This is a genomic window from Celeribacter indicus (genome assembly GCF_000819565.1).
GTDB classification, from domain to species: domain Bacteria; phylum Pseudomonadota; class Alphaproteobacteria; order Rhodobacterales; family Rhodobacteraceae; genus Celeribacter; species Celeribacter indicus.
In genome coordinates this window covers 3,600,932-3,624,502 of sequence record NZ_CP004393.1, presented here as the reverse complement: position 1 = coordinate 3,624,502, position 23,571 = coordinate 3,600,932, and the positions used below count along the sequence as shown (strand labels likewise).

The following is a 23,571-nucleotide window of genomic DNA, read 5'->3' as shown; positions in this document are numbered from 1 at the left end:
AAGGACGACCACCGGATGAAACTGCGCAAAATCGGCACGAGCGATCTTCTCGTCTCCGAACTCTGCCTCGGCACGATGACCTGGGGCAGCCAGAACACGCAGGAGGAGGGCCATGCCCAGATCGACCGTGCCAAGGAGGCCGGGATCAACTTCCTCGACACGGCAGAGATGTATCCCGTCAATCCGGTGAGGAAGGAGACCGCCGGCCGGACGGAGGAGATCGTCGGCGCCTATTTCGCGAAATCCGGCGGGCGCGGCGACTGGGTGATCGCCACCAAGATCGCCGGTCCGGGCAATATCAACGAGGAGGGCATTCTCGCCTCCACGCTGGAGGCCCGGCTCGACGCCTCGCTGCGGCGCCTCGGGACGGATTACATCGACCTCTACCAGTTCCACTGGCCCAACCGCGGCTCGTATCATTTCCGCCAGAACTGGGGCTATGCGCCGTCGGGACAGCCGTCGCGGGCGGAGATCGAGGATGAGATGCACGGGGTTCTGGAGGTGATGGCCGCGCTGCGGAAGAAGGGCAAGGTGCGCGACTTCGGCACGTCGAACGAGACCGCCTGGGGCATGTCCCAATGGCTCGGCCTGGCGCGCGCGGACGGGGCGCCGAAGATGCAGTCGATCCAGAACGAATATTCGCTGATGTGCCGGCTGTTCGATACGGATCTGGCCGAGCTTTCCGTGCGGGAGGAGGTGACGCTGCTGGCCTATTCGCCGCTCGCCGCGGGGATGCTGAGCGACAAGTACCGGGGCGGGACCGTGGTGCCGAAGGGCTCGCGCCTCGATCTCAACGGCAATCTCGGCGGCCGCGCGGGGGCGCGGGGCTGGGCGGCCGTGGCGGCCTATGTCGAGGTGGCCGGCAAGCACGGGCTCGACCCGGTGGCGATGGCGGTGGCCTGGACGCTCACGCGGCCTTTCGACGTGGTGCCGATCCTCGGAGCGACGTCGGTCGAACAGCTCGAGGCGTCGCTCGGGGCGGCGGATCTGACGCTGACCGAAGAGGTGCTGAAGGATCTGGAAGCCGTTCACAAGGCGCATCCGATGCCCTATTGAGAGGCTACGGGGGTCAACGGAAAGGGTCGCCTCATGTCTTTGCGCCGTCTCGGTGTCTGCGCCGTCCTCTTCCTGGCCGCCTGCCTGCCCGTGACGCCCCGCCCCGGACCGGTGTCCGGCGGGCAGGGGGCGGATCCGGCGGTGACGGCCAGCGAGAAACGCGCCTGCGAGGCGCGGGGCGGCGAGTTCCGCAGCGGCGGCATGGCCGGCTTCCTGACCTGTTTCACGACGCCGAAGGATGCGGGGAAATCCTGCAAGGCCTCCGGCGATTGCGGCACCGGGAAATGCCTTGCCCGCTCCGGGACCTGTGCGCCGATCACGCCCCTGTTCGGGTGCAACGAGATTCTGGACGCCCAGGGACGGAGGGTGACGCTATGCGTGGACTGATCGCGGTCATGGGCCTGCTCGCCCTGCTGGCGGGGTGTGCCGGGACGGGGGAGCGGGCGGCGCAGCCGACGGGCACGCGCGATGCGCAGGTGGCGATGTCGTCGATTGCCGCGCTCGACACGGGGAAATTCGCCGGGCGCTGGTACGAGGTCGCGGGCTTCGTGCCCGAGGGCGCGTCCTGCACCATCGGGGCGGTGACCTTTGCGCCGCAGCGGTCGGGCGATCTGACCGTGACCGAGGGCCCCTGCGCGGACGGGCGGCCGGTGCAGGGCGTGGCGCGCCGGATCGGGCCGGGGCGCTATGCCTTCAAGGGGGAGGAGCTCTGGGTGCTCTGGGTCGACGGGGAATATCACACGGCGGTCATCGGCTATCCCTCCGGCGCGGCGCATGTCCTGAGCCGCGACCTGGTGTTGCCGCCGGACCGGCGCGCGGCGGTGGAGGGCATCCTGTCGTGGAACGGCTATGACGTGAGCCGCCTCAGGCCCGCACGGCGCCGGTAGGCCGGGCCGGCGATGGGCGGGGCGCTGCCGCATTCCGATCCGTGAGCCCGCTCATCGCGAAATTTGACTAGGCGGTCAGGAGTTTGGCGGCTATAGCCCGGATCATGACGCCACAGCTTTCATATTCCGCGCATGCCAGGCGCCTGCTCGCGCTCGGCATTCCGCTGGCGGGCAGCCAGCTTGCGCAATTTTCCGTGCATATGACGGATGTGGTCATGATGGGGTGGTACGGGCTCGATGAGCTTGCCGCGCTGGTGCTGGGCTCGGGCTTCTGGTTCATCCTGTTCATCTTCCTCGCGGGCTTCGGCTTTGCCGTGATGCCGCTCGTCGCCACCGCCTCGGGGCAGGGGGATGCGACGACGGTGCGCCGCGCCACGCGCATGGCGATCTGGCTGTCGCTTCTGGCGGCGATCCTGATCTATCCGGTCTTCCTCTTTTCCGACCGAGTGCTGCTCGCCCTCGGGCAGAAGCCCGAGATCGCGGCGCTGGCCCGCCCCTATCTCGCCATCGCCGGGGTAGAGATGATTCCCGCGCTCATGGTGGCGGTGCTGCGTTCCTATTTCTCCGCGCTCGAACGCACCCGGATCATCCTGATCGTCGTGCTGGGGGCGGTGGTGCTGAATGCCGCGCTCAACTGGGTGCTGATCTTCGGCAATCTCGGTATGCCCGCGCTCGGCGTGTCCGGGTCGGCCATCGCCTCGCTGATCGTCAATATCGCGATGGTCGTGGTGCTCGCGCTCTACGCGCAGGCGAAGACGCCGGAGAACGACCTGTTCCGCAACCCGTTCAAGCCGGACTGGCCGATGTTCCGCACCGTCTTCCGCATGGGAATTCCCATTGGCGCCACCGCGCTGGCCGAGGTGGGGCTGTTCAACGCGGCGGCGGTGATGATGGGCTGGATCGGCACGGCGAGCCTCGCCGCGCATGGCATCGCGCTCCAGATCACCGCGCTGACCTTCATGGTGCAGATCGGGCTGTCGCAGGCGGCGACGATCCGGGTCGGCAATGCCGCCGGGCGTGGCGACCGGGCGGAGATGCGGCGCGGCGCGGCGGTGGCGGTGGTGTTGTCGGTGGTGATGGCGACCTTCTCGACCGTGCTGTTCCTGTCGATGCCGGAAACGCTCATCGGCCTGTTCATCGCACCCGACGAGCCGGAGCGCGACGCGGTGCTCGCCATCGGCGCCTCGCTCATGTTCTTCGCGGCGGTCATGCAATATTCCGACGGCGGCCAGGTCGTGACGCTGGCGCTTCTGCGCGGGCTGCATGACACGGCGGTGCCGATGTGGCTCGCCGGGGTCAGCTACTGGATCATCGGCCTGCCGGTCGCCTATCTGTTCGGCTTCGTCTTCGGCTGGGGGGCGGAGGGCGTGTGGATGGGCTTCATCTTCGGCCTCACGATGGCCTGGCTGTCGATGAGCTGGCGCTTCTGGCGGCAGAAGGCGGCGATACCTCAGCCGGCCTGATCGCCGCGGGCCAGAAGCCGCTCCGCCTTCTTGCGCACCAGGACCGAGCGCAGGTCGTGCATGGCGAGCAGCAGCGCGTCGGTGACGTTTTCGAGCTGTTCGTCGGTTGCCCGCGCCTGGGCCCAGTGGGTCGTGAGGTTCAGATGGTCGACCGCCCGGTGGATGTCGTCGATGTCGCGCCGGGCGAGAAGCGCGACACGTTCGGCCATCCAGTCCTCGATCACCTGCATCTCCGCCGGCGTGAGGTCGCGATTGCCGTGCGGCTTGATTTCGCCGTTGCGGATGTTCACCGCGGCGATCTGGTCCATCTCGATCCGGCGCTGGCGGTTCTCCGTGTCCACGCGAAAGACGAAGGCGCCGTTCTCGCGCACGCGGAAATAGTATTCGGGCAGGTTGACGCTCATCCCGGCAGGTCCCCCTGGTCGATCACGCGCCAGAGAGAGCCGTCCTCGTCCACCAGCGCGAACATGCGCGGCGCGGAGGCGTGTTTGAAGATGCCGGTGAGCCGCGGGATGGAGAGGCGGTCGGTCGGCAGGCCCGCCCCGGAGAAGCGCGCATGCAGCGCCTCGATATCGTCGGAGCGCAGGCAGGCGGAGAACCAGCTCGTCTTCGGATCCACCTCGGGATGGGGAAAGAATTCGGCCTGCGTGTCGCCGAGGCCGAGGATCATCCAGCCGTCATCGCGAAACCGCGTCTCGAAGCCGAGCCGGGCGTAGAAGGCCTCGGTCCGCGCGAAGTCACGCGAGGGCAGGTTGGCGGTGATGGTCTCGCTCATCTCAGCCCCTCGCAGAAGGCGCGGATCCGGGTGCAGGCGTCTTCCAGGGCCGCGTCCGAGGTGGCGTAGGACACGCGGAAATTCGGCGACAGGCCGAAGGCCGCGCCGAAGACCACGGCGACGCCGGTCTCCTCGAGCAGCGCGGTGGCGAACTCTTCGTCATTGGTGATCTTCGCGCCGCCCGCGGAGGTCTTGCCGATGCAGCCGGAAATGTCGGGATAGACATAGAAGGCGCCTTCGGGGGTCGGGCAGGTGAGGCCCGGCGCCTCGTTCAGCATCTTCACCACGAGGTTGCGGCGGCGCACAAACGCCTCGTTGTTGGCCGCGATGAAATCCTGCGGCCCGTTCAGCGCCTCGACCGCGGCATATTGCGAGATCGAGCAGGGGTTGGAGGTCGATTGCGACTGCACCTTGCGCATCGCGGCGATGAGATCCACCGGCCCCGCGGCATAGCCGATCCGCCAGCCGGTCATCGCATAGGCCTTCGACACGCCGTTCACGGTGAGCGTGCGCTCATAGAGGCCCGGCTCCACCTCCGCAGGGGTGCAGAATTCGAAACCGTCGAAGGCGAGATGCTCGTACATGTCGTCCGACATGACCCAGACATGGGGATGACGCATCAGCACATCGGTGAGCGCCTTCAGCTCGTCGCGGGAATAGCCCGCGCCGGTGGGATTCGACGGCGAGTTGAAGATGAACCATTTCGTCCGGTCGGTGATCGCCGCCTCGAGCTGCTCCGCGGTGATCTTGAAGGCGGTCTCGAGCCGGCCCTCGATCGCGACCGGTGTGCCGCCCGCGAGCAGCACCATGTCGGGATAGGAGACCCAGTAGGGCGCGGGGATGATCACCTCGTCGCCCGCGTTCAGCGTCGCCATCAGCGCGTTGTAGAGCACCTGCTTGCCGCCGCCGGAGACCGACACCTGCGCGGGCGTGTAGTCGAGCCCGTTGTCGCGCCTGAACTTCGCGCAGATCGCCTCCTTCAGCTCGGGAATGCCGTCTACGGCGGTGTATTTCGTCTTGCCCTCCTCGATGGCACGGATGCCGGCCGCCTTGACGTTCTCCGGCGTGTCGAAATCGGGCTCGCCCGCGCCGAGGCCGATCACGTCCTTCCCGGCGGCCTTGAGTTCGCGCGCCTTGTTGGTGACGGCGATGGTGGGGGAGGGTTTCACGCGGGAGAGTGTCTCGGACAGGAAGGGCATGGGGCATCCTCGGGATTGGTGTCGGGCGTAGTGATAACGTCAAATCCCGGCTCCCGCCAAGACGTCCCCTTGCGATATCGCGCGGCAAGGTGCAAAAACGCGGCGAAAAGGGAGTTGCCGCATGAGCGAGAGCGTGGAAATCCGCCGCAAGCGCCTCAGGATCCGGGCCTGGCGGCGCGGGATCAAGGAGATGGACCTGCTGATCGGCGGCTATGCCGACCGGCATCTCGCCACGATGGACGAGGCCGCGCTCGATGCGTTCGAGCGGCTGATGGAGGAGCACGACCAGGACCTGCTGGCCTATGCCACGGGGCTGAAGCCCACGCCGGCGGCGCTCCGTCCGATGCTCGACCGGCTCATCGCCGCGGCCGATCACGCCGACTGGGCGAAAAAGGGCTGAGGCCGCGGGAGGCGGAAACCTCCCCGGCTTAACTGAATCTTGGGAAATTGGCGCCAGTCTGTCCTCTGAGCCCCTTGGCGGAGTGACAGATGAGCATGCATTCGACCTTTCTCAAACCGAGCGACACCCCCTTCATGACGCAATATCTGGAGGCGCTGTCGCTCGTGGAGCGGCTGCATCGCCTGTTGCTCGACGTGATCAAGGACGAATTCGAACGGGTCGGCATTCTCGAGATCAACGCCGTGCAGGCGCTTCTCCTGTTCAACGTGGGGGAGAACGAGGTGACGGCGGGCGAGCTGAAATCGCGCGGCTATTACCAGGGGTCGAACGTGTCCTACAATCTCAAGAAACTCGTGGACATGGGGTACATGCACCACCAGCGCTGCGAGATCGACCGCCGCTCGGTGCGGGTGAAGCTGACGGAGAAGGGGCGCCATGTGCGCAGCACCGTCTCGGCCCTCTTCGCGCGCCATGCCGAGGGGCTGGACGCGAAGGGCGTGATCTCCTCCGAGGGGATCGAGGATGTCAATTCCGCGCTGCGCCGGATCGAGCGGTACTGGTCCGACCAGATCCGCTATATCTATTGACCGGCGCAGGCGGCGACCGGGCCTTACCAGTGGCCGGTGTTTTCCATCGACGCCCAGGGCTCCGCCGGGGCCTTCGCCTCGCCCTTCTGCAACAGCTCGATGGAGACGTTGTCGGGCGAGCGCACGAAGGCCATGTGCCCGTCGCGCGGCGGGCGGTTGATCGTCACGCCATTGTCCATGAGTTTCCTGCACAGCGCATAGATGTCCTCCACCTCATAGGCGAGATGGCCGAAATGGCGGCTGTCGGAGGGCAGGCCCTCGTCGCCGTCCCAGTTGTAGGTCAGTTCCACCGGGCATTCGGGCTGCCCCTCCGGCGCCATGAAAACCAGCGTGAACCGCCCCGCCTCGTTGTCGATCCGGCGGGTTTCCCGCAGCCCCAGAAGCTCGAAGAAACCCATGGTCTTCTCCAGGTCGAGAACCCTCACCATCGTGTGCAGATACCGCATTGCCGACACTCCTTTCGTTGTTTCGGGTGGCATCTAGCCCGCGCGGAGGGCAGAGCCAAGACGCGCTTCCAGAATCCCTCCGGGTCTTCTAGAAAGGAGGGGCACCACCACAATATCTTGGGGAGCGCGCCGTGCGTCAATACCACGAACAGTTGAGGACGATCCTCGCACAGGGGGTCGACACCACCGACCGGACCGGCACCGGCACGCGGTCCTATTTCGGGCTCCAGGCGCGCTATCCGCTTTCGGAGGGCTTCCCGCTCGTCACCACGAAGAAGCTGCATCTGCGTTCGATCGTCCACGAACTCCTGTGGTTTCTCTCCGGCGACACGAATATCCGCTATCTCAAGGAAAACGGCGTGTCGATCTGGGACGAATGGGCGGATGAGAACGGCGATCTCGGTCCCGTCTACGGCGCGCAATGGCGCAAATGGCCGGGCGGCGCGCGCGGCAGCATCGACCAGGTCGCCGGACTCGTGGAGGCGATCCGCAAGAGCCCCGATTCGCGCCGGCTCATCGTCTCCGCTTGGAATCCGGCGGAGGTCGACGAGATGGCGCTGCCGCCCTGTCACACGCTGTGGCAGGTGAAGATCCTCGGCGGCAAGCTGCATCTCCAGCTCTACCAGCGTTCCGCGGACATGTTCCTCGGCGTGCCGTTCAACATCGCCTCCTACGCGCTGCTGCTCGCGATGCTCGCGCAGGTCACGGGCTATGAACCGGGCGATTTCGTCCATACGATCGGCGACGGACATATCTATGCCAACCACATGGATCAGGTCGATCTGCAACTGTCGCGTGTGCCGAAGCCGCTGCCGCGCCTGCGACTCAATCCCGAGGTGAAAAGCCTGTTCGACTTCACCTTCGAAGACATCGAAATCCTGGACTATGACCCCGATCCGGCGATCAGGGCGCCGGTCGCGGTCTGAGGTTTGCCATGATCACGCTGATTGCCGCCCGCGACCGCAACGGAGCCATCGGGAAGGACAACACGATCCCGTGGAAGGCGCCGGAGGATCTGAAATTCTTCATGACCGAAACCCTGGGTGGCGCGGTCGTCATGGGCCGCCACACCTGGGAAAGCCTTCCGATCAAGCCGCTGAAAAACCGTCTGAACATCGTCGTCTCCTCGCGCGGCGTGAATCACGACCATGTGGTCGGCTCGGTCGGGGAGGCCATCGCGCTGGCACGCGCGGAAGGCCGCCTGCGGATCTATGCGACCGGCGGCGCGGGGATCTACGAGGCGATGCTGCCGCTCGCGGATCGGCTCCTCCTGACCGACGTGGAGACCGAGGTCGAGGGGGCGGACACATGGTTTCCGGCCTTCGACCCCTCCGACTGGCGCGAGGTGGCGCGGACGGTGCTGCGCGAGGCGGGGCCGCGCTGCGAGGTGGTGGAGCGGCTGCGCTGACGTGTTGCGCGACGCGGGACAGTTCGCGTGCAGGCAGGCCATTGTTTCCGCATCCATGGGTGGGGCAGGCGCCGGCGCTCTGAAACTTGCCAGGTTTCCGGCGCGGGGCTAGGCTGCGCCCATTGCCGTTTCTGCCAGCCCTCTCGGGAGCTTATGCCATGTTCAAAGTCCTTTTCACTCTCGCCGCCGCCAGCCTTTCCGCGCTTCCCGCGCTTGCCGCCGGGACGCAGCCCTACGCACCCGGCGTGACGGTCTTTGCCTATCCCGCCGCGGAAAATTTCTGTCCGGCGGGCACACAGCCGGTGCGCCATGACGGCGCGATCTCCTGCGGGACAGCCAATGCGACGGGCTATGGCGAGCCGGCCGCGCGCGCCGCGCGCAGGCCCGCCTATGCCGCGCCGGTCACCTATACCGATCCGAAATCGCCGCATTACATGCCGGACCGGATCGAGATGGGCGCGGACTGAGACGAGGGGTCGAGAGGGCACGGGACCGATGGTTCCGGCGTCATGAATCTGTTACGATGGGATATGGTTCCCTCTCGTCTCGCCCTTCCTGCCCTTGTCGTCTTCGCCGCCGCCGGCGCGGCGCAGGCCGTGTCGCCCATTGCCGAGGTCGTCTGCGGGCCGCGCGAGGAGATCGCGGCGAAGCTCGGCCGCCAGTTCGGCGCGGTCAGGACCGGCTCGGGCCTGCGCGGTCCGGAAGCGGTGCTCGAGATCTGGACCAATCCGCAGTCCGGCGAATGGACGCTCGTCCAGGCCTATGTCGAAGGCCGGAGCTGCATCCTCGCGATGGGTGAGGCCTGGGAAACGGTGACGCCGGAGGCCGCCGCGGGCGAGAGCGGGACCGCGGGTTAGGGCGCCGCGAATTCAGACATGACGAACCGGGCGACGGCCGCGCCGAGGATCTCGTGCGCCTCGGCATCGAAATGGACGCCGTCGATCGCGGAGACGGAAATCACCTCGTCGGCATCGAAGAAGGCCACGTCGCGCGCCTCCGCCTCGGCCCGCATCAACTCCCGCGTGCGCCGGGCCTTTTCCGCTGCGCCGGTGTAGATCTCCGACAGGACACCGGCCGCGTGGGGCGCGGGGGGCACGATGAGGAAGGGTTCGAAACCGCCGTGCAGCGCCTGCATCTCGTCGGAGAGCGCGACATCGAGGTGAAAGGCACAGCCGGCGGCGATCTGGTCGGGGGAGGCGTCGAAATGCGCCTTCAGGTCGTTGATGCCGAGCATGATCGTCAGGGCGTCGATCGGCCCGTGGCTCTCGAGCGCGACGAACAGGCCGAGACGGCCGTCCATATGCGGTCCCTTCTCGGGATCCGGGAAGGCGAAGGTCCGGCCCGGAAGCCCCTCCTCGAGGAGATCCCAGCCGAGCGTTTCAGCCATCACCACCGGCCAGCGCCGGGCGAGGCGGGGCAGGGCGGACGGCCGTGTGACCATCGGTTGCGTGCCGTGCGTGTTGCTGTCGCCAAAGGCGAGAATCGTGGGCATTTCGGCACGTCCGGGAATAGCAGCTCCGGAACCGGGTCCGGAGCCGCCGGATTGCGAAGGGGAAACCGGTCAGAGCGCGCGCAGTTCGGAGGCGGAGGCGCGCCCGTCACGGCCCTCGCGCAGCTCATAGGCGATCTTCATATTGTCGGCCAGGCCGGTCATGCCGGCACGTTCCACGGCGGAAATATGGACGAACACGTCCTTGCCACCCTCGTCGGGCGCAATGAAGCCGTAACCTTTGGTGGTGTTGAACCATTTGACGGTGCCAGTGGGCATAGTCCTTCAGTCTCCTAAGTCATTTCAGCCGCCACGACATGTGACGCGCCGGTGCAGCCGGGTCTTCCAAGTCTTCCAGCTGCCCCTTATGAAAAGGAGCGGACGTTCCAGAAAGTCAGCAGTCACATAATTCAGTTTGACGCAAGTCCGAATAAAGGCAAGCGACAAGTTCGCAACACGCAAGATGCGCCACATTTTTTGGGCAAAAACCCACCGATCTGCCATCGAGGAGACTGAAATGACAACGATTTACGGGCTGAAAACCTGCGACACCTGCCGCAAGGCCGGCAAGGCGCTGGGCGTGGGGGTGACGGATATTCGCGAAATGCAATTGTCGCGGGACGATCTCGAGCGGTTCGAGGCGGCGTTCGGCGCGGCGCTGCTGAACACGCGGTCGACCACATGGCGGGGACTCGCGGAGGCCGAGCGCGGCCGTCCGCCGCTCGATCTCATCGCGGATTATCCGGCGCTGATGAAACGTCCGGTGATCGAGCGGGACGGGGCGCTGTATCTCGGCTGGGGCAAGGATGTGCAGGAGGCGCTGCTCGGCGGCTGAGCGCCCCCGGCCGCGACGAGGAAGACCCCCGGATGCGGGGCCTTCCTCCCTCCGCGGGCGTCAGGCCATGTCAGGCGGGCAGGCCGCGGCCTTCAGCTCGTCCACGATCTCCGCGAGGGCGGCGACCGAGGTCTGTTTCTGGCCCAGGCGCCGCACGGTGACGGTGCGATCCTCGACCTCGCGCGCGCCGATGGCGAGGATCACCGGCACCTTGGCCAGCGAATGCTCGCGGACCTTGTAGTTGATCTTCTCGTTGCGCGTGTCGGCCTCGGCGCGGACCCCGGCGGCTTTCAGCGCCGCGACGACCTCGTGCACGTAATCGTCCGCCTCGGAGACGATGGAGGCCACGACCACCTGCCGGGGGGCGAGCCAGAAGGGCAGATGCCCCGCCGAGTTCTCGATCAGGATGCCGATGAACCGTTCGAAGGAGCCGAGCACGGCGCGGTGCAGCATGATCGGGCGGTGTTTCGCCCCGTCCTGACCGATATAGTTGGCGTCGAGCCGTTCGGGCAGGTTCGGGTCCACCTGAAGCGTGCCGCATTGCCATTCGCGCCCGATCGCGTCGGTGAGCACGAATTCGAGCTTTGGCCCGTAGAAGGCGCCTTCGCCCTCCTGGATCTCGAAATCGTATCCGGCGGCCTTGCAGGCATTGCCGAGCGATTCCTCGGCATGGTCCCAGCTTTCCTCGGTCCCGATGCGCTTCTCCGGCCGGGTGGAGAGCTTGATCGACCAGTCGGTGAAGCCGAGATCGGCATAGATCCTCGCGAGGAATTCGATGAATTTCTTCGTCTCCCGCTCGATGTCCTTCTCCTCGCAGAAGATATGGGCATCGTCCTGCGTGAAGCCGCGCACGCGCATGATCCCGTGCAGCGCGCCCGAGGGCTCGTAGCGGTTGCAGGAGCCGAATTCCGCCATCCTGAGCGGCAGGTCGCGATAGGACTTGAGGCCCTGGTTGAAGACCTGGACATGGCAGGGACAGTTCATCGGCTTGAGCGCGTTCACGGTCTTCTCGCGCGCATGGTCCTCGTCCACTTCGACGATGAACATGTTTTCCTGGTAGTTCTCCCAATGGCCGGAGGCTTCCCAGAGCCGGCGGTTCACCACCTGCGGCGTGTTCACCTCCACATAGCCGTCGCGCTCCTGCTGGCGGCGCATGTAGTCCTGGAGCGTGGTGTAGATCTTCCATCCGTTCGGATGCCAGAAGATCTGGCCCGGCGCCTCCTCCTGCATGTGGAACAGGTCCATCTCGCGCCCGAGCTTGCGGTGGTCGCGCTTCGCGGCCTCCTCGAGCATCGTCATATGCGCCTTGAGATCGTTGCGGTTGCGGAAGGCGACGCCATAGATGCGTTGCAGCATCGGGCGCGTGCTGTCGCCGAGCCAGTAGGCCCCCGCGACATGGGTGAGCCTGAAGGCGTCGGCGGGAAGCTGGCCGGTATTTTGCAGGTGCGGACCGCGGCAGAGATCCTGCCAGTCGCCATGCCAATACATGCGGATCGGCTGGCCCTCGGGGATCCGGTCGACGAGTTCCACCTTGAAATTCTCGCCGCGCGCCTCGTAAAAGTCGCGCGCCTCGTCGCGGCCCCAGATCTCGGTGCGGACGGGATCGCGGGCGTTGATGATCTCCTTCATCTTCGCCTCGATCCTGCCGAGGTCTTCGGGGGTGAAGGGCTCGGCGCGGTCGAAGTCGTAGAACCAGCCGTAATCGCGGACCGGCCCGATGGTGACCTTGACGTCCGGCCAGATCTCCTGCACCGCGCGGGCCATGACATGCGCGAAATCGTGGCGGATGAGTTCGAGCGCGGGCGCATCGTCGGACATGGTGTGGATCGAGATGGCGGCATCCGCCTCGATCGGCCACTGGAGATCCCAGTGCTGCCCGTCGACGGTGGCGGAGATCGCCTTTTTCGACAGCGATCTGGAAATGCTCTCGGCCACTTCGGCCGGCGTCACGCCCTTGTCGAAGCTGCGCGCATTGCCATCGGGAAAGGTGAGGGAGATCTGGGACATCTGAGGTCCTCCTCGTCGGTTCGGCGCCCACGGAACGCCCGGTTGCGGGTACGGTTTCCCGCACTGTCTGCTCGTCCGCGCGCAAGAAGTCAATGTGAAAGGAAAAACGCGAGGGTCCGCCGTTCCACCGGCTCTGCGTCCGCGTCTTCCGCGCGCGGCGCGCCGGGCCGATTGCATCCGCGCGCGCGGAGGGGTAGCCATGGGGGAAAGGGAGCCTGACATGACCGACCATCTCGACACCGCCGCCGGCCGCCGCATTGCCTATCACCGTCTGGAGGGCGAGGGGACGGGCGTCGTGTTCCTCGGCGGGTTGATGTCGGACATGACGGGGACGAAGGCGGTGGCGCTCGAACAATGGGCGGCGCTTCAGGGGCGTCCCTTCCTGCGCTTCGACTATTCCGGCCATGGCCAGAGCTCGGAGGCGTTCGAGGACGGGTGCATCGGCGACTGGGCCGAGGACGCGCGGGAGGCGATCGAGCGGCTGACCGAGGGGCCTCAGGTGCTCGTCGGCTCCTCGATGGGCGGCTGGATCTCGCTCCTGATGTGCCGGCGGCTGCCTGCGCGGGTCGCGGGCCTCGTGACCGTCGCCGCCGCGCCGGATTTCACAGAAGACGGGTTCTGGGCGGGGTTTTCGGATCTCGAACGGGCGAAGTTGATGCGCGAGGGGCGGATCTTCGTGCCGTCGGACTATGCCTCCCCCTATCCGGTCACGCGGCGGCTGATCGAGGACGGGCGCGACCACCTCGTGCTGCGCGACCCGCTCGCCTTGCCCTTTCCCGTCCGCTTCCTCCAGGGGACCGAGGACAGCTCCGTTTCCGTCGAGACCGCGCTGCGGCTGTTCGGCCATGCGAAAGGGGGCGACATCCGGCTGACGCTGGTGAAGGGGGCCGACCATTCCTTTTCGACCCCCGATTGCCTCAAGACGATCGAGGCGGCGATCTTCGACGTGCTGGCGCGGATCTGAGCCGTCCCGGCAGGAAGCCGCGGCGCAGGGGGTGAGTGCTTGACGTCGCGCCTGTCGTCGTCATTCTTGGGCAAGTCACCTTCGCCGGATCTTCTGCCCCTGTCATGACCGACTGCCTTGTCCTTCTGCCCGGTTTTCTCGCCGACGGGCGCGTCTATCTCGACCAGGTCGCCGACCTGAGCCGGAAGACGGCGGTCACGGTCGCGCCGCTTCTGGGGGAGAGCCTCGCGGAGATGGCCGATCACGTTCTGGCGCAGGCGCCGGAACGATTTGCGCTGGCCGGCCACGATCTCGGCGCCTCGGTCGCGACGGAGATCCTGCGTCGGGCGCCGGGGCGGGTGAGCCGGATCGCGCTGATCTGCGGCTCCGCCCAGCCGGAGCCGCCCAATGTCGCCGCCGCGCGCGAGCCGCGCATGGTCAAGGCGCGCACGGGACGGTTCGGGGAGGCGCTGCTCGAGGAACTGCCGACGACGACGCTCCACGACAGCCCGCATCGCAGGGCGATCCGTGATCACTGGATCGACATGGCGCTGGAGGCGGGGGTGGAGACCTATCTCACGCAGTCGCGCATCCTTCAGCGCCGCCCGGACCACCAGAACGTGCTGCGCCGGGCGCGCCTTCCGGCGCTGGTGATTGGCGGGGCGGCGGATACGATCAGCCCGCCGCGCCGTCAGGATTTCATCGCCCAGCTCATGCCGCGCGCCGAATTCCGCCTGATCGAGAAGGCCGGCCACCTGCCGATGCTCGAGGCGCCGCGGAGCGTGTCGCGCGCGCTGGCCGACTGGCTTGCCGCCGACGCGCCTTTTGTGCTGCGCTGAGCGGGGTCCGGTTCAGACCGGCACCGCCCCGCCCTTGAAGGGCGCGTCGTTGTCGCCTTCGCCCGCGTTGCGGGAGCCGCGGCTGTCCTTGCCGCCGACGACTCGGGGCCCGGAATTCTGGTCGATGAAGTCGAGCACGAGGGGCCGGATATTCGTGCGCCAGCTCTTGCCCGCGAAGATGCCGTAATGGCCCGCGCCGGGTTCGAGGTGATGCGCCTTCTTGCTGTCGGGCAGTCCCGTGCAGAGCGCGAGGGCGGCGACGCACTGGCCGGGCGCGGAGATGTCGTCATCCTCGCCCTCGACGGTCTTCACCGCGACATCGGTGATCTTGCCGATATCCACCTTCTTGCCGGCGACGGTGAACTCGTTCTTCGCGATCTCGAGCCCCTTGAAGATCCGTTCGACCGTGGAAAGGTAGAATTCCGCGGTCATGTCCATCACCGCGAGGTATTCGTCGTAGAACTTGTTGTGGCGGTCGTGGTCGGAGCTTTCGCCCTTCGCCGCGCGGTGGATCTGGTCGGCAAAGGCGGTGGCGTGCCGGTCGATGTTCATCGCGATGAAGGAGGAGAGTTGCAGCAGGCCGGGGTAGACCTTCCGCCCGACGCCCTTGTATTTGTAGCCGACGCGCTGGATCATCGAATGTTCGAGCTGGCCCATGGTGACGCGGTTGCCGAAATCGGTGACTTCGGTCGGGGTCGCGTCCGGGTCGATCGGGCCGCCGATGAGCGTGAGCGAACGCGGCTGCGCCTTCGGATCCTCCTCCGCGAGATAGGCGGTGGCGGCAAGCGCAAGGGGGGCGGGCTGGCAGATCGCGATCACATGGGTGTTCGGGCCGAGGTGTTTCATGAAATCCACGAGGTAGAGCGTGTAATCCTCGATGTCGAACTTGCCGTCGGAGAGGGGAATGTCGCGTGCGTTGTGCCAGTCGGTCACGTAGACGTCGCAATCCGGCAGCAGCGAGATCACCGTCGAACGCGCGAGCGTCGCGTAATGGCCGGACATCGGCGAGACCACGAGCACGCGGCGCTTCATCTGCTTGCGGCTCTGGACCTTGAAGTGGATGAGGTTGCCGAACGGCCGCTCGACCTCGGTCACGATATCGACGAGGTGGTCGCGCCCGTCCTCGCCCACGACCGACCCGATGCCCCAGTCGGGTTTGACCACCATGCGTTCGAAGGCGCGTTCGGTGACCTCTCCCCAGGCGCGGAGCCACTGGAAGGCGGGGTTCGGCATCATCGCCACGCCCGGATAGGAGCCGACCGCCTGCGCCGTCGCGCCGAGCCACTGGTTCGTGTTGCGCATCGTTTCCATGAAGTCATAGGTCGCCATGAGACGCATGATGCTTCCTTCCGAAAAGGTTGGAACAGAACGTCGGAGCCGCATCATCCGCGGGGGGCAAGGAAACCTTCCCATGGGCGCTCTGTTATGTGTATCGTGGACCATAATCTTACAGCTTGGCTTCATGCTGCAAGTGCAAAATGTCGAAGGGAGGCGGCATGGGACTGGATAAAGGCAGGACGCCCGGCGCGGGCACCGAGGTCGGCGCGCCGGATCTCGACAAGCTCAACGCCAATATCGCGAAGATCGAGGCGCTGTCGCAGCGGCTCGGCGTCGCGCTCGCGCAGCGCAAGCCGATCCCGGCCTCGTTGCAGGGGCCGGGGCAGGAATTGTTCGTGAAGGCGGCGGCCGCCTATCTGTCGGAAATGATGAACAATCCCGCCCGGATCGTGGAGCATCAGGTGGGGCACTGGGGCAAGACGCTCAAGCATTACGTCGATGCCCAGCACCGGCTCGCGACCGGAGATCTCACCCCGCCGCCCGACGAGACGCCGAAGGATCGCCGTTTCGCCAATCCCCTGTGGGAGTCCAACCCCTTCTTCAACTTCCTCAAGCAGCAATACCTGATGAACGCGGAGGCGATCGGGACCGCGGTCGGCGATCTCGAGGGGCTGGAGGCGCGGGACCGCCGGCGGGTGGATTACTTCGCCCGGCAGGTGATCGACATGATGTCGCCGACGAATTTCCTCGCGACCAATCCCGACGCGCTCCAGCACGCGATCGACACGGAGGGGGAGAGCCTCGTGCGCGGGCTCGAGAATCTCGTGCGCGACCTCGAGGAGCACCAGGGCGAGATGGTGGTCAGCCTCGTGGACAAGGAGGCCTTCGAGGTCGGGCGCAACATCGGCGCGACCGAGGGCTCCGTCGTCTTCCGCAACCGCATGTTCGAGCTGATCCAGTATGCGCCCGCGACGGAAACGACCTACAGGACGCCGCTGCTCATCCTGCCGCCGTGGATCAACAAGTTCTATATCCTCGACCTGCGGCCGCAGAATTCGCTCATCAAATGGCTGGTGGAGCAGGGGCATACCGTCTTCGTCGTCTCCTGGGTCAATCCGAACGAGGCCTATGCCGAGGTCGGCATGGACGACTATGTCGAGGAGGGCTTCCTGACGGCGATCGCGCAGGTGAAGGCGCTTACCCGCGAGGAGAAGATCAACGTCGTCGGCTATTGCATCGCCGGGACGACGCTCGCGCTCACGCTGGCGCTGATGAAGCAGCGCGGCGACAGGTCGGTCAGGTCCGCGACCTTCTTCACCGCGCTCACGGATTTTTCCGACCAGGGCGAGGTGGGGGTGTTCCTCGATGACGATTTCGTCGACGGGATCGAGGCGGAGGCGACGCGCACCGGGCTGATGAAGTCGCTGTTCATGAGCCGGACCTTTTCCTACCTGCGCGCGAACGACCTGATCTATCAGCCGGCGATCCGCAGCTATCTGATGGGGGAGGCGCCGCCGGCCTTCGACCTGCTCTACTGGAATGCCGATGCCACCAACCTGCCGGGGCGGATGGCGGTGGGATACCTGCGCGGACTGTGCCAGCGCGACGAATTCGCCACGACGGGGTTCCCGCTCTGCGGCACGAAGGTGCACCTGTCGGAGGTGGACGTGCCGCTGTGCGCGGTCGGCTGCGAAAGCGACCATATCGCCGCGTGGATGTCGTCCTACAACGGGATCCGCCAGATGGGCGCGCGGTCGAAGACCTTCATCCTCTCCGAGTCGGGCCATATCGCCGGGATCATCAACCCGCCGTCGAAGAAGAAGTACGGCCATTACACCAATGACGACCTGTCGCTTGCGCCCGAGGCGTGGAAGGAGACCGCGACCTTCCACGAGGGCTCGTGGTGGCCGCGCTGGCAGGGCTGGCTCGCGAAACGGTCGGGCAAGAAGATCCCGGCCCGGCAGCCGGGTGATTCGGGGGCGGAGATCCTGGGGGCGGCACCCGGACGTTACGTTACGTCACAATCAAGTTCCTGAATTGGCTAGATTTTAGGCGATTCGCTGCGGTGCAGCGTAAACGGGTTGATTTTCTGCGCCGCAGCATCCATAGTTCATGTCAGACGCGGCACGGCGAAAGGCGCCGCTGCGCGATCTGGAACCGGCGGATACCTCGGACGGGCCGCCATGACGACGCGCCGGGGACGGCGCGAAAGGAGAACAGACATGGCCAATACCGACGACTTCACCAAGATGATGAAAGACATGATGGGTACTTTCCCGATCGACTTGTCCGCGATGCAGGAAAGCTTCAAGACCCAGGCGTCCCTCGGTGAAAAGCTGTCGAAAGTTGCGATCGAAGCGGCCGACAAATCTGCGGAGATCTCGTCCAAATGGACCAAGGCGTCGCTCGCCCGCGTCTCCGACGTGACCGCCGTGAAGGAAGAGCCCGCGGATTACACCAAGGCGATGACCGAATTCGCCTCCGCGCAGGCCGAACTCGCCGCGGAGAACATGGCCGCCTTTGCCGAGGTCGCCAAGAAGGTCCAGATGGAAACCATCGAGCTGATGCTCGCCGCCGGCAAGGACATGGGCGAGGACATGACCGCCGCCGCGAAGAAGGCCACGGGCGAAATGACCAAGGCCGCCAAGAAGACCGCCGAAGCCGCGAAGTAAGCGCGCGCCGGGACAAGCCGCGGTTTTCACACTCCTCCCAGGACGCCGCGGATCGCGAACGGGCCCCGTTTCGGGGTCCGTTTCCGTCGTGACGCCCTTGCATGATTGCGGTAACGCCGCGGTCGCAATTTGTTTTGCTTTTGAGAATCGGCTCGCTTAGGCTTTGCGTATTGCCACTGAGGGAGGGGAGGAGCCTTGGGCTGAACGGACATGGTCGCAGAGAAAAAAGATCCGCTACTCATCAAGCGTTATGCCTCGCGCAGGCTCTACAATACCGAAACCTCCGATTACGTGACGCTCGAGGATATCGCGGGATTCATCCGCAGCGGGCGCGACGTGCAGATCGTCGACCTGAAGTCCGGCGACGACCTGACGCGGCAGTACCTCCTCCAGATCATCGCGGAACATGAGGGCCGCGGGGAGAGCGTGTTGCCGCTCAACGTGCTGACCGATCTCGTGCGCAGCTATACGACCGACATCCAGTCCGTCGTGCCGCAATTCCTCGCCCAGAGCTTCGAGATGCTGCGCCAGGGGCAGGAGCAGATGATGCAGAAATTCGGCAGCCCCTTTCCCGGCTTCGAGGCGCTTCAGGCGCAGCAGGAGGCCTGGCTGAAGGCGATGACCGGTGGCAGGGCTCCGGGCTGGACCGGGCCGGAGACGGAGGCGGAAAGCGAGACGCGGGAGGATCTCGGAGAGATCAAGAAGCAGCTCGCGGAGCTTCAGGAGAAGCTCTCGAAGATGCAGTGAGACCGGCCCCGGCCGCCCTGACCGGCAGCAAGCCCCGCCCTCCGGCGGGGTTTTTCATGCCCTCGCGCCAAAGCGGGGTGACAGGGCTCCCGCCGGAAACTAGCTTGGCCGCGATCGGACGTTCCGGGGGATGAGATGAGCGACAACAAGGTCGGGCGGCTGTCCCTCTGGGGCGTGGAGGTGTTTCTGGCTGTGGCGGAGGAGGGGGCGGTTTCCGCCGCCGCCAAGCGGCTTGCCGCCTCGCCCTCCGCCGTGTCGCAGCAGATTTCGAACCTCGAGGCGGCGCTCGGCACCGAGCTCGTCAACCGGCGCGAGCGCCCGATGACGCTTACGCCCGCGGGGCGTGTCCTGCGCAAGCGCGCGCAGAACATCCTGCTCGAGGCGGCGCGGGCACGGTCGGAGATCGCCGGTCTCGATCTCGCCCATCTCGGCCAGTTGCGCCTCGGCATGGTCGAGGATTTCGAGGCGAGCGTGACGCCCCTGCTGATCACCCAGATGGCCGGGACGCTCACGGACACGCGCTTCGTGCTCGAGACCGGGCCGTCGCACCGGCTGCTCGACCGCCTCGAACACCGGGTTCTGGACGTGATCGTGGCTGCGGAGCTCGGCGCGGGGGAGGACTGGTATGACAGCCTGCCGCTGCTCCGCGATCCCTTCGTCGCCATCGTTCCGAAGGGGCGGCCGGAGGCGGTCTCCACGCTGCCGCTCATCCAGTATACCCGCCGTCACGCGATGGGGCGGATGCTCGCGGACCACCTGTCGGGGGAGGGGGTCCGGCTCGCCCACCGCTTCGAACTCGACAGCTACCGCGCCATGCTCGCCATGGTGGCGGGCGGAAGCGGCTGGACCATCCTGTCCTCTCTGGGGGTGCTGAATGTCGGGCGCTATGCCGAGGAGATCGAGGTGATGCCGCTCCACGTCGCGCCGCTGTCGCGCAGGATCTCCCTGACGGTGCGGCGGGACGGCGTGCCGGAGATGGCGAGCGAGATCGCGTCCCGCCTGCGCCCGCTCCTCGTCGAGCAGGTGGTCGATCCGCTGGTCTCGGCAAATCCCTGGCTCAGGGGGGAGCTGTCCATCCTCTGAGCCGCGGACCCGCCGGCTGTTGTCACTCGGCGGCCGCCTTCACGCCCTTCACGTCCTCGGCCGCGCCCAGAAGCGCCTCTGCGATGACATCGCAGTCCTCCAGCGTCAGCCGGGCGGGAAGGCGGGTGTCGCAGGCTTTCGACAGCATGTCACGGGTCTTCGGCAGATCCGGGATCCCGCCCAGGAACTGCCAGTTCCAGAAGGCGCGGGCATTGTCCGTGGAGAGGCCGAAGACCTGCACCGACACGCCGCGGGCCTTCGCGGCATCCTGGAAGGCGAGGGCCTCCCCGCGGGAGAAATCCACGAGGTTGAATTGCAGCGAATCCGGCGCGCGCACCTCCTTGTCGAGCTTCGCGGGCACGGTGAGGAAGGGAGAGGCCTCGAGCCGGGCGGCGGTGTGGTCGTGGTTGCGGCGCCCGTCCGCGACCCGGCGCGCGACGTCCTTGAGCTGCGGGCGCACGAGCGCGGCGGACATGTTCGACAGGCGCGTGTTGTAGAGCGGCAGCCTGTTCTGCCATGTCGCGAACGCCGCGGCGAGGGCCTCGTCTCGCTGCGGGTTGTGCTTGCCCCAGTTGTGTTCATAGGCCCCGGACATGATCACCGCACGGGCGATGAGATCGGGGTCGTCGGTGATCAGGATACCGCCCTCCCCCGCGTTCAGCAGCTTGTAGGACTGGAAGGAGAAACAGCCGATCGTGCCGATCGTCCCGATGTTGCGCCCGTCCCAGACGGTGCCGAGGCTGTGTGCCGCATCCTCGACCAGCGGAATGCCCTTTGCCGCGCAGGCGGCGGTGATCGCATCCATGTCGGAGGTATGGCCGCGCATATGGGAGATCAGCACCGCGTCGGCCCCGGCCATCTTCGCCCGGAAGTCGTCGAGGTCGATCCGGTAATCGTCCCTGCATTCCACGAGCACGGGCGTGCAGTCGGCATGGACCACGGCGGAGGGCACGGCGGCGAAGGTGAAGGCGGGGATCAGCACCTTCGCCCCGCGCGGCAGGTCGAGCGCCTTCAGCGACAGGAACAGCGCGGCGGAGCAGGAGGCGACGGCGAGCGCGTATCTGGCGCCGATCATCTCCGCGAACTCGCGCTCGAGCAGCGTCACGGGGGCGTCCTTCGGCGCGGTGTAGCGGAACAGATCGCCCGACAGGAGCAGGCGCTCGATCTCCTCGCGCGCCTCGGCAGGGATCGGCTCGGCATCGTAGACGTTGGGCCCGAGAGACATGTTTTCACCTTTTTGGAAATCCGGTTTCGGAAATACTGTAAAAGGCAAGAGAACTGAAATCTACAGCGGCATCGTCCGACAGGCGAAATTTCGCAAAATCGTCATGGTTGACGCGAGATCGGCGCGGTTGCGGGCGCGCCGGAGCAGGTCACACGTTCAGGAGCAGGTGCTCGCGCTCCCAGGGGCTGATCACCTGGAGATAGGCATCGTTTTCCGTTCGCTTCACCTGGGTATAGACGCGGCAGAAATCCGGGCCGAGGATGTCCCGGATCTGGGTCGCGTCCTCGAGCAGGTCGAGCGCGGCGGCCAGCGTGTCGGGGATTCCTTCAGCGGAATCGTAGGCATCGCCGACATAGGGATCGCGCGGCAGGACCTTTTCGACGAGGCCGAGATAGCCGCAGGCGAGCGAGGCCGCGATCGACAGGTAGGGGTTCACGTCCATCCCCGGCAGCCGGTTCTCGATCCGCCGCGCCTCCGGCCCGGAGATCGGCACGCGCAGGCCGGTCGTGCGGTTGTCGCGCCCCCATTCGAGGTTGATCGGCGCGGCGAAGTCCCGCACGTAGCGGCGATAGCTGTTCACATAGGGTGCATGGATCGCAATCGTGGAGGCGAGGTGATTCTGGAGCCCGGCGATGAAATGCAGGAACGTTTCCGATTCGCTGCCGTCGGGATTGGAAAAGATGTTCTGCCCGGTCGCGAGATCCACCACCGAGTGATGGATGTGCATCGCCGAGCCGGGTTCGTCCTGGATGGGCTTGGCCATGAAGGTCGCATAGCACTGATGCCTGAGGGCCGCCTCGCGGATCAGCCGCTTGAAATAGAACATCTCGTCGGCGAGCTTCACCGGGTCGCCGTGGCGCAGGTTCATCTCGATCTGGCCGGCGCCGCCTTCCTGGAGGATGCCGTCGATCTCGAGTCCCATCGCCTCGGCGAAATCGTAGATGTCGTCGATGATCGGCCCGTATTCGTCCACGGCGGACATGGAATAGGCCTGGCGCTGCGCCGCGCGGCGGCCGGTGCGGCCGATGGGCGGTTCGACCGGCTGGTTGGGGTCGGTGTTCTGGGCCACGAGGAAGAATTCCATCTCCGGCGCCACGATCGGCTCCCAGCCCTGCTTGCGGTAGCGCTCCACGACGCGCTTGAGCACGTTGCGCGGCGCGACGGGCATCATTTCCCCGTCCTGGGTAAAGACGTCGTGGATCACCTGGAGCGTGCAATCCGCGGTCCAGGGGGCGGCGGAGGCGGTGGTGAAATCGGGTTTCAGCACCATGTCGGGTTCGGTGAAGGGCGCGTCGGCATCATCCACCCAGTCGCCGTTGATCGACTGGAGGAAGATCGAGTTCGGCAGGTAGAAATGGCTCTGCTTGGCGAATTTCGCGGCGGGCATGGCCTTGCCGCGGGCGATGCCCGACAGGTCCGCCACGATACATTCCACCTCGTCGAGCTTGCGCCCCTCGACGAACTCGCGGGCGGCTTCGGGAAGATGGTCGAGGAATTCCATCACAACAGGGCCTCCCGTCCCTTTTCGAGGAAGGCCGCCATCAGCGCGGCGAAGGCCGCGTCGTCCGTCGGCTTCACGTTCTCCGCCTTCGCATGGGCGAGGAGATCGCGCGGATAGGCCGGATCCTCCCCGCGGGCGGCGAGATAGCCGGCGATGATCTCGGGCGACAGCTCTGGATGCGGCTGGACCGTGAGGATGCTGTCGTCATAGACGAGCACGGCATTTTCGCAGAAATCGTTCGATCCCATGACTTCGGCCCCCTCCGGGAGCGCGACCACCTGGTCCTGGTGCCAGGCGTTCAGGTGGATGTCGCCGAGCCCTGCGATGCGATAATGGCGCCGGCCGATGGCCCAGCCGCCCGCGAATTTCTCGACCTTGCCGCCCAGGGCCTGCGCGATGATCTGATGGCCGAAGCAGATGCCGAGCATCCGCCTGCCGGAGGCATGGATCGCACGGATCAGCTCCTCGAGCGGCGGGATGAAGGGATGGTCCTCATAGGCACCGTGTTTCGAGCCGGTCAGCAGCCAGGCATCGGCGGCCTCGGGCCCGTCGGGAAACTCCATGTCGACAACGTTCCACACCTCAAAGTCATAGCCGTAGGGGGCGAGGAGCCGGGTGAACATCCGGTCGAAATCCCCGTGTTTTTCCGCCACCGGGTCGGGCGCGTGTCCGCATTGCAGAATGCCGAGTTTCATAAGTCACCAAATCCTTCGGAATGGCGCGAACCTAGC

General features: G+C 66.1%; 28 protein-coding genes. 17 read left to right on the top strand and 11 right to left on the bottom strand.

The window, feature by feature from the left end; genetic code table 11:
- Positions 1 to 15 precede the first annotated feature (15 nt).
- The 4 genes from P73_RS17905 (at position 16) to P73_RS17890 (ending at position 3,406) form a co-directional block, all read left to right on the top strand.
- Complete coding sequence (locus P73_RS17905) at positions 16 to 1,056, top strand: aldo/keto reductase (protein WP_043870631.1); 1,041 nt, start codon at positions 16 to 18, stop codon at positions 1,054 to 1,056.
- A 33-nt stretch (positions 1,057 to 1,089) separates the two neighbouring features.
- Entirely contained in the window at positions 1,090 to 1,443 is a 354-nt protein-coding gene (locus P73_RS17900) for a hypothetical protein (RefSeq protein WP_052453393.1), read from the top strand.
- Positions 1,431 to 1,943, top strand: a complete 513-nt coding sequence (locus P73_RS17895; RefSeq protein WP_043870630.1) for a lipocalin family protein — start codon at positions 1,431 to 1,433, stop codon at positions 1,941 to 1,943. The genes P73_RS17900 and P73_RS17895 overlap by 13 nt, the downstream gene beginning before the upstream one ends.
- A gap of 104 nt (positions 1,944 to 2,047) precedes the next feature.
- Positions 2,048 to 3,406, top strand: coding sequence for an MATE family efflux transporter (locus tag P73_RS17890; protein WP_043870629.1), 1,359 nt, complete (start codon positions 2,048 to 2,050; stop codon positions 3,404 to 3,406).
- On the opposite strand, the gene P73_RS17885 is transcribed toward P73_RS17890, so the two are convergent.
- The 3 genes from P73_RS17885 to P73_RS17875 are packed head-to-tail and all read right to left on the bottom strand — an operon-like array spanning position 3,394 to position 5,380.
- Positions 3,394 to 3,810 (bottom strand): hypothetical protein, encoded by a 417-nt coding sequence (locus P73_RS17885; protein WP_043870628.1) that lies wholly within the window; start codon positions 3,808 to 3,810, stop codon positions 3,394 to 3,396. The two genes, P73_RS17890 and P73_RS17885, sit on opposite strands and share 13 nt — an antisense overlap.
- Positions 3,807 to 4,181, bottom strand: a complete 375-nt coding sequence (locus P73_RS17880) for a bleomycin resistance protein (RefSeq protein WP_043870627.1) — start codon at positions 4,179 to 4,181, stop codon at positions 3,807 to 3,809. The genes P73_RS17885 and P73_RS17880 overlap by 4 nt, the downstream gene beginning before the upstream one ends.
- Entirely contained in the window at positions 4,178 to 5,380 is a 1,203-nt protein-coding gene (locus P73_RS17875; RefSeq protein WP_043870626.1) for a pyridoxal phosphate-dependent aminotransferase, read from the bottom strand. The genes P73_RS17880 and P73_RS17875 overlap by 4 nt, the downstream gene beginning before the upstream one ends.
- Positions 5,381 to 5,501: 121 nt before the next feature.
- On the opposite strand from P73_RS17875, the gene P73_RS17870 reads away from it, so the two are divergent.
- Both P73_RS17870 and P73_RS17865 read left to right on the top strand, forming a co-directional pair.
- Positions 5,502 to 5,780: a succinate dehydrogenase assembly factor 2 gene (locus P73_RS17870; protein WP_043870625.1), complete on the top strand. Its 279-nt coding sequence runs from the start codon at positions 5,502 to 5,504 to the stop codon at positions 5,778 to 5,780.
- Between the two features lie 89 nt (positions 5,781 to 5,869).
- Entirely contained in the window at positions 5,870 to 6,367 is a 498-nt protein-coding gene (locus tag P73_RS17865; protein ID WP_043870624.1) for a MarR family winged helix-turn-helix transcriptional regulator, read from the top strand.
- A 23-nt stretch (positions 6,368 to 6,390) separates the two neighbouring features.
- Here the strand turns inward: P73_RS17865 and P73_RS17860 are convergent, their stop codons facing one another.
- The gene (locus tag P73_RS17860) at positions 6,391 to 6,813 is read right to left on the bottom strand and encodes a VOC family protein (RefSeq protein ID WP_043870623.1); all 423 of its coding nucleotides are present in this window, start codon (positions 6,811 to 6,813) and stop codon (positions 6,391 to 6,393) included.
- A gap of 131 nt (positions 6,814 to 6,944) precedes the next feature.
- Between P73_RS17860 and P73_RS17855 the strand changes: the two genes are divergently transcribed.
- The 4 genes from P73_RS17855 to P73_RS17840 all read left to right on the top strand — a co-directional run bounded on the left by P73_RS17855 (position 6,945) and on the right by P73_RS17840 (position 9,078).
- Positions 6,945 to 7,739: a thymidylate synthase gene (locus tag P73_RS17855; RefSeq protein WP_043870622.1), complete on the top strand. Its 795-nt coding sequence runs from the start codon at positions 6,945 to 6,947 to the stop codon at positions 7,737 to 7,739.
- Between the two features lie 8 nt (positions 7,740 to 7,747).
- On the top strand, positions 7,748 to 8,221 hold the full coding sequence (locus P73_RS17850) for a dihydrofolate reductase (protein WP_043870621.1): 474 nt from the start codon (positions 7,748 to 7,750) through the stop codon (positions 8,219 to 8,221).
- A gap of 158 nt (positions 8,222 to 8,379) precedes the next feature.
- Complete coding sequence (locus tag P73_RS17845; protein WP_043870620.1) at positions 8,380 to 8,688, top strand: hypothetical protein; 309 nt, start codon at positions 8,380 to 8,382, stop codon at positions 8,686 to 8,688.
- A 63-nt stretch (positions 8,689 to 8,751) separates the two neighbouring features.
- On the top strand, positions 8,752 to 9,078 hold the full coding sequence (locus tag P73_RS17840; RefSeq protein ID WP_052453392.1) for a hypothetical protein: 327 nt from the start codon (positions 8,752 to 8,754) through the stop codon (positions 9,076 to 9,078).
- On the opposite strand, the gene P73_RS17835 is transcribed toward P73_RS17840, so the two are convergent.
- Positions 9,075 to 9,713, bottom strand: a complete 639-nt coding sequence (locus P73_RS17835; RefSeq protein ID WP_043870619.1) for a GDSL-type esterase/lipase family protein — start codon at positions 9,711 to 9,713, stop codon at positions 9,075 to 9,077. The genes P73_RS17840 and P73_RS17835 overlap by 4 nt on opposite strands.
- A gap of 69 nt (positions 9,714 to 9,782) precedes the next feature.
- A complete protein-coding gene (locus tag P73_RS17830; protein WP_043870618.1) occupies positions 9,783 to 9,989 on the bottom strand; it encodes a cold-shock protein in 207 nt (68 codons plus the stop codon).
- A 238-nt stretch (positions 9,990 to 10,227) separates the two neighbouring features.
- Here P73_RS17830 and P73_RS17825 point away from each other — a divergent pair, with 238 nt between their 5' ends.
- Positions 10,228 to 10,545, top strand: a complete 318-nt coding sequence (locus tag P73_RS17825) for an ArsC/Spx/MgsR family protein (protein WP_043870617.1) — start codon at positions 10,228 to 10,230, stop codon at positions 10,543 to 10,545.
- 60 nt (positions 10,546 to 10,605) lie between these two features.
- Here P73_RS17825 and thrS read toward each other — a convergent pair whose 3' ends face one another.
- Positions 10,606 to 12,552, bottom strand: a complete 1,947-nt coding sequence (thrS, locus tag P73_RS17820) for a threonine--tRNA ligase (RefSeq protein WP_043870616.1) — start codon at positions 12,550 to 12,552, stop codon at positions 10,606 to 10,608.
- 220 nt (positions 12,553 to 12,772) lie between these two features.
- Here thrS and P73_RS17815 point away from each other — a divergent pair, with 220 nt between their 5' ends.
- Together P73_RS17815 and P73_RS17810 are read left to right on the top strand one after the other, a co-directional pair.
- On the top strand, positions 12,773 to 13,516 hold the full coding sequence (locus P73_RS17815) for an alpha/beta hydrolase (protein WP_043870615.1): 744 nt from the start codon (positions 12,773 to 12,775) through the stop codon (positions 13,514 to 13,516).
- 104 nt (positions 13,517 to 13,620) lie between these two features.
- Positions 13,621 to 14,334, top strand: coding sequence for an alpha/beta fold hydrolase (locus P73_RS17810; protein ID WP_043870614.1), 714 nt, complete (start codon positions 13,621 to 13,623; stop codon positions 14,332 to 14,334).
- Between the two features lie 12 nt (positions 14,335 to 14,346).
- Here the strand turns inward: P73_RS17810 and phaZ are convergent, their stop codons facing one another.
- A complete protein-coding gene (gene phaZ / locus P73_RS17805; RefSeq protein WP_052453391.1) occupies positions 14,347 to 15,672 on the bottom strand; it encodes a polyhydroxyalkanoate depolymerase in 1,326 nt (441 codons plus the stop codon).
- Positions 15,673 to 15,830: 158 nt separating this feature from the next.
- Here phaZ and P73_RS17800 point away from each other — a divergent pair, with 158 nt between their 5' ends.
- From P73_RS17800 to P73_RS17785, 4 genes are all read left to right on the top strand, one after another.
- Positions 15,831 to 17,648 (top strand): PHA/PHB synthase family protein, encoded by a 1,818-nt coding sequence (locus P73_RS17800; RefSeq protein ID WP_043870613.1) that lies wholly within the window; start codon positions 15,831 to 15,833, stop codon positions 17,646 to 17,648.
- A gap of 186 nt (positions 17,649 to 17,834) precedes the next feature.
- Positions 17,835 to 18,284 (top strand): phasin family protein, encoded by a 450-nt coding sequence (locus P73_RS17795; protein WP_043870612.1) that lies wholly within the window; start codon positions 17,835 to 17,837, stop codon positions 18,282 to 18,284.
- 210 nt (positions 18,285 to 18,494) lie between these two features.
- Positions 18,495 to 19,031, top strand: a complete 537-nt coding sequence (gene phaR / locus P73_RS17790; RefSeq protein WP_043870611.1) for a polyhydroxyalkanoate synthesis repressor PhaR — start codon at positions 18,495 to 18,497, stop codon at positions 19,029 to 19,031.
- Positions 19,032 to 19,166: 135 nt separating this feature from the next.
- A complete protein-coding gene (locus tag P73_RS17785; RefSeq protein WP_043870610.1) occupies positions 19,167 to 20,114 on the top strand; it encodes a LysR family transcriptional regulator in 948 nt (315 codons plus the stop codon).
- A gap of 22 nt (positions 20,115 to 20,136) precedes the next feature.
- On the opposite strand, the gene P73_RS17780 is transcribed toward P73_RS17785, so the two are convergent.
- The 3 genes from P73_RS17780 to P73_RS17770 all read right to left on the bottom strand — a co-directional run bounded on the left by P73_RS17780 (position 20,137) and on the right by P73_RS17770 (position 23,535).
- A complete protein-coding gene (locus P73_RS17780; protein WP_043870609.1) occupies positions 20,137 to 21,339 on the bottom strand; it encodes a DegT/DnrJ/EryC1/StrS family aminotransferase in 1,203 nt (400 codons plus the stop codon).
- A gap of 148 nt (positions 21,340 to 21,487) precedes the next feature.
- Positions 21,488 to 22,840 (bottom strand): glutamine synthetase family protein, encoded by a 1,353-nt coding sequence (locus tag P73_RS17775; protein WP_139267117.1) that lies wholly within the window; start codon positions 22,838 to 22,840, stop codon positions 21,488 to 21,490.
- Positions 22,840 to 23,535, bottom strand: a complete 696-nt coding sequence (locus tag P73_RS17770; RefSeq protein ID WP_043870607.1) for a type 1 glutamine amidotransferase — start codon at positions 23,533 to 23,535, stop codon at positions 22,840 to 22,842. Before P73_RS17770 ends, P73_RS17775 begins: the two co-directional genes overlap by 1 nt.
- Between the last annotated feature and the right edge of the window lie 36 nt (positions 23,536 to 23,571).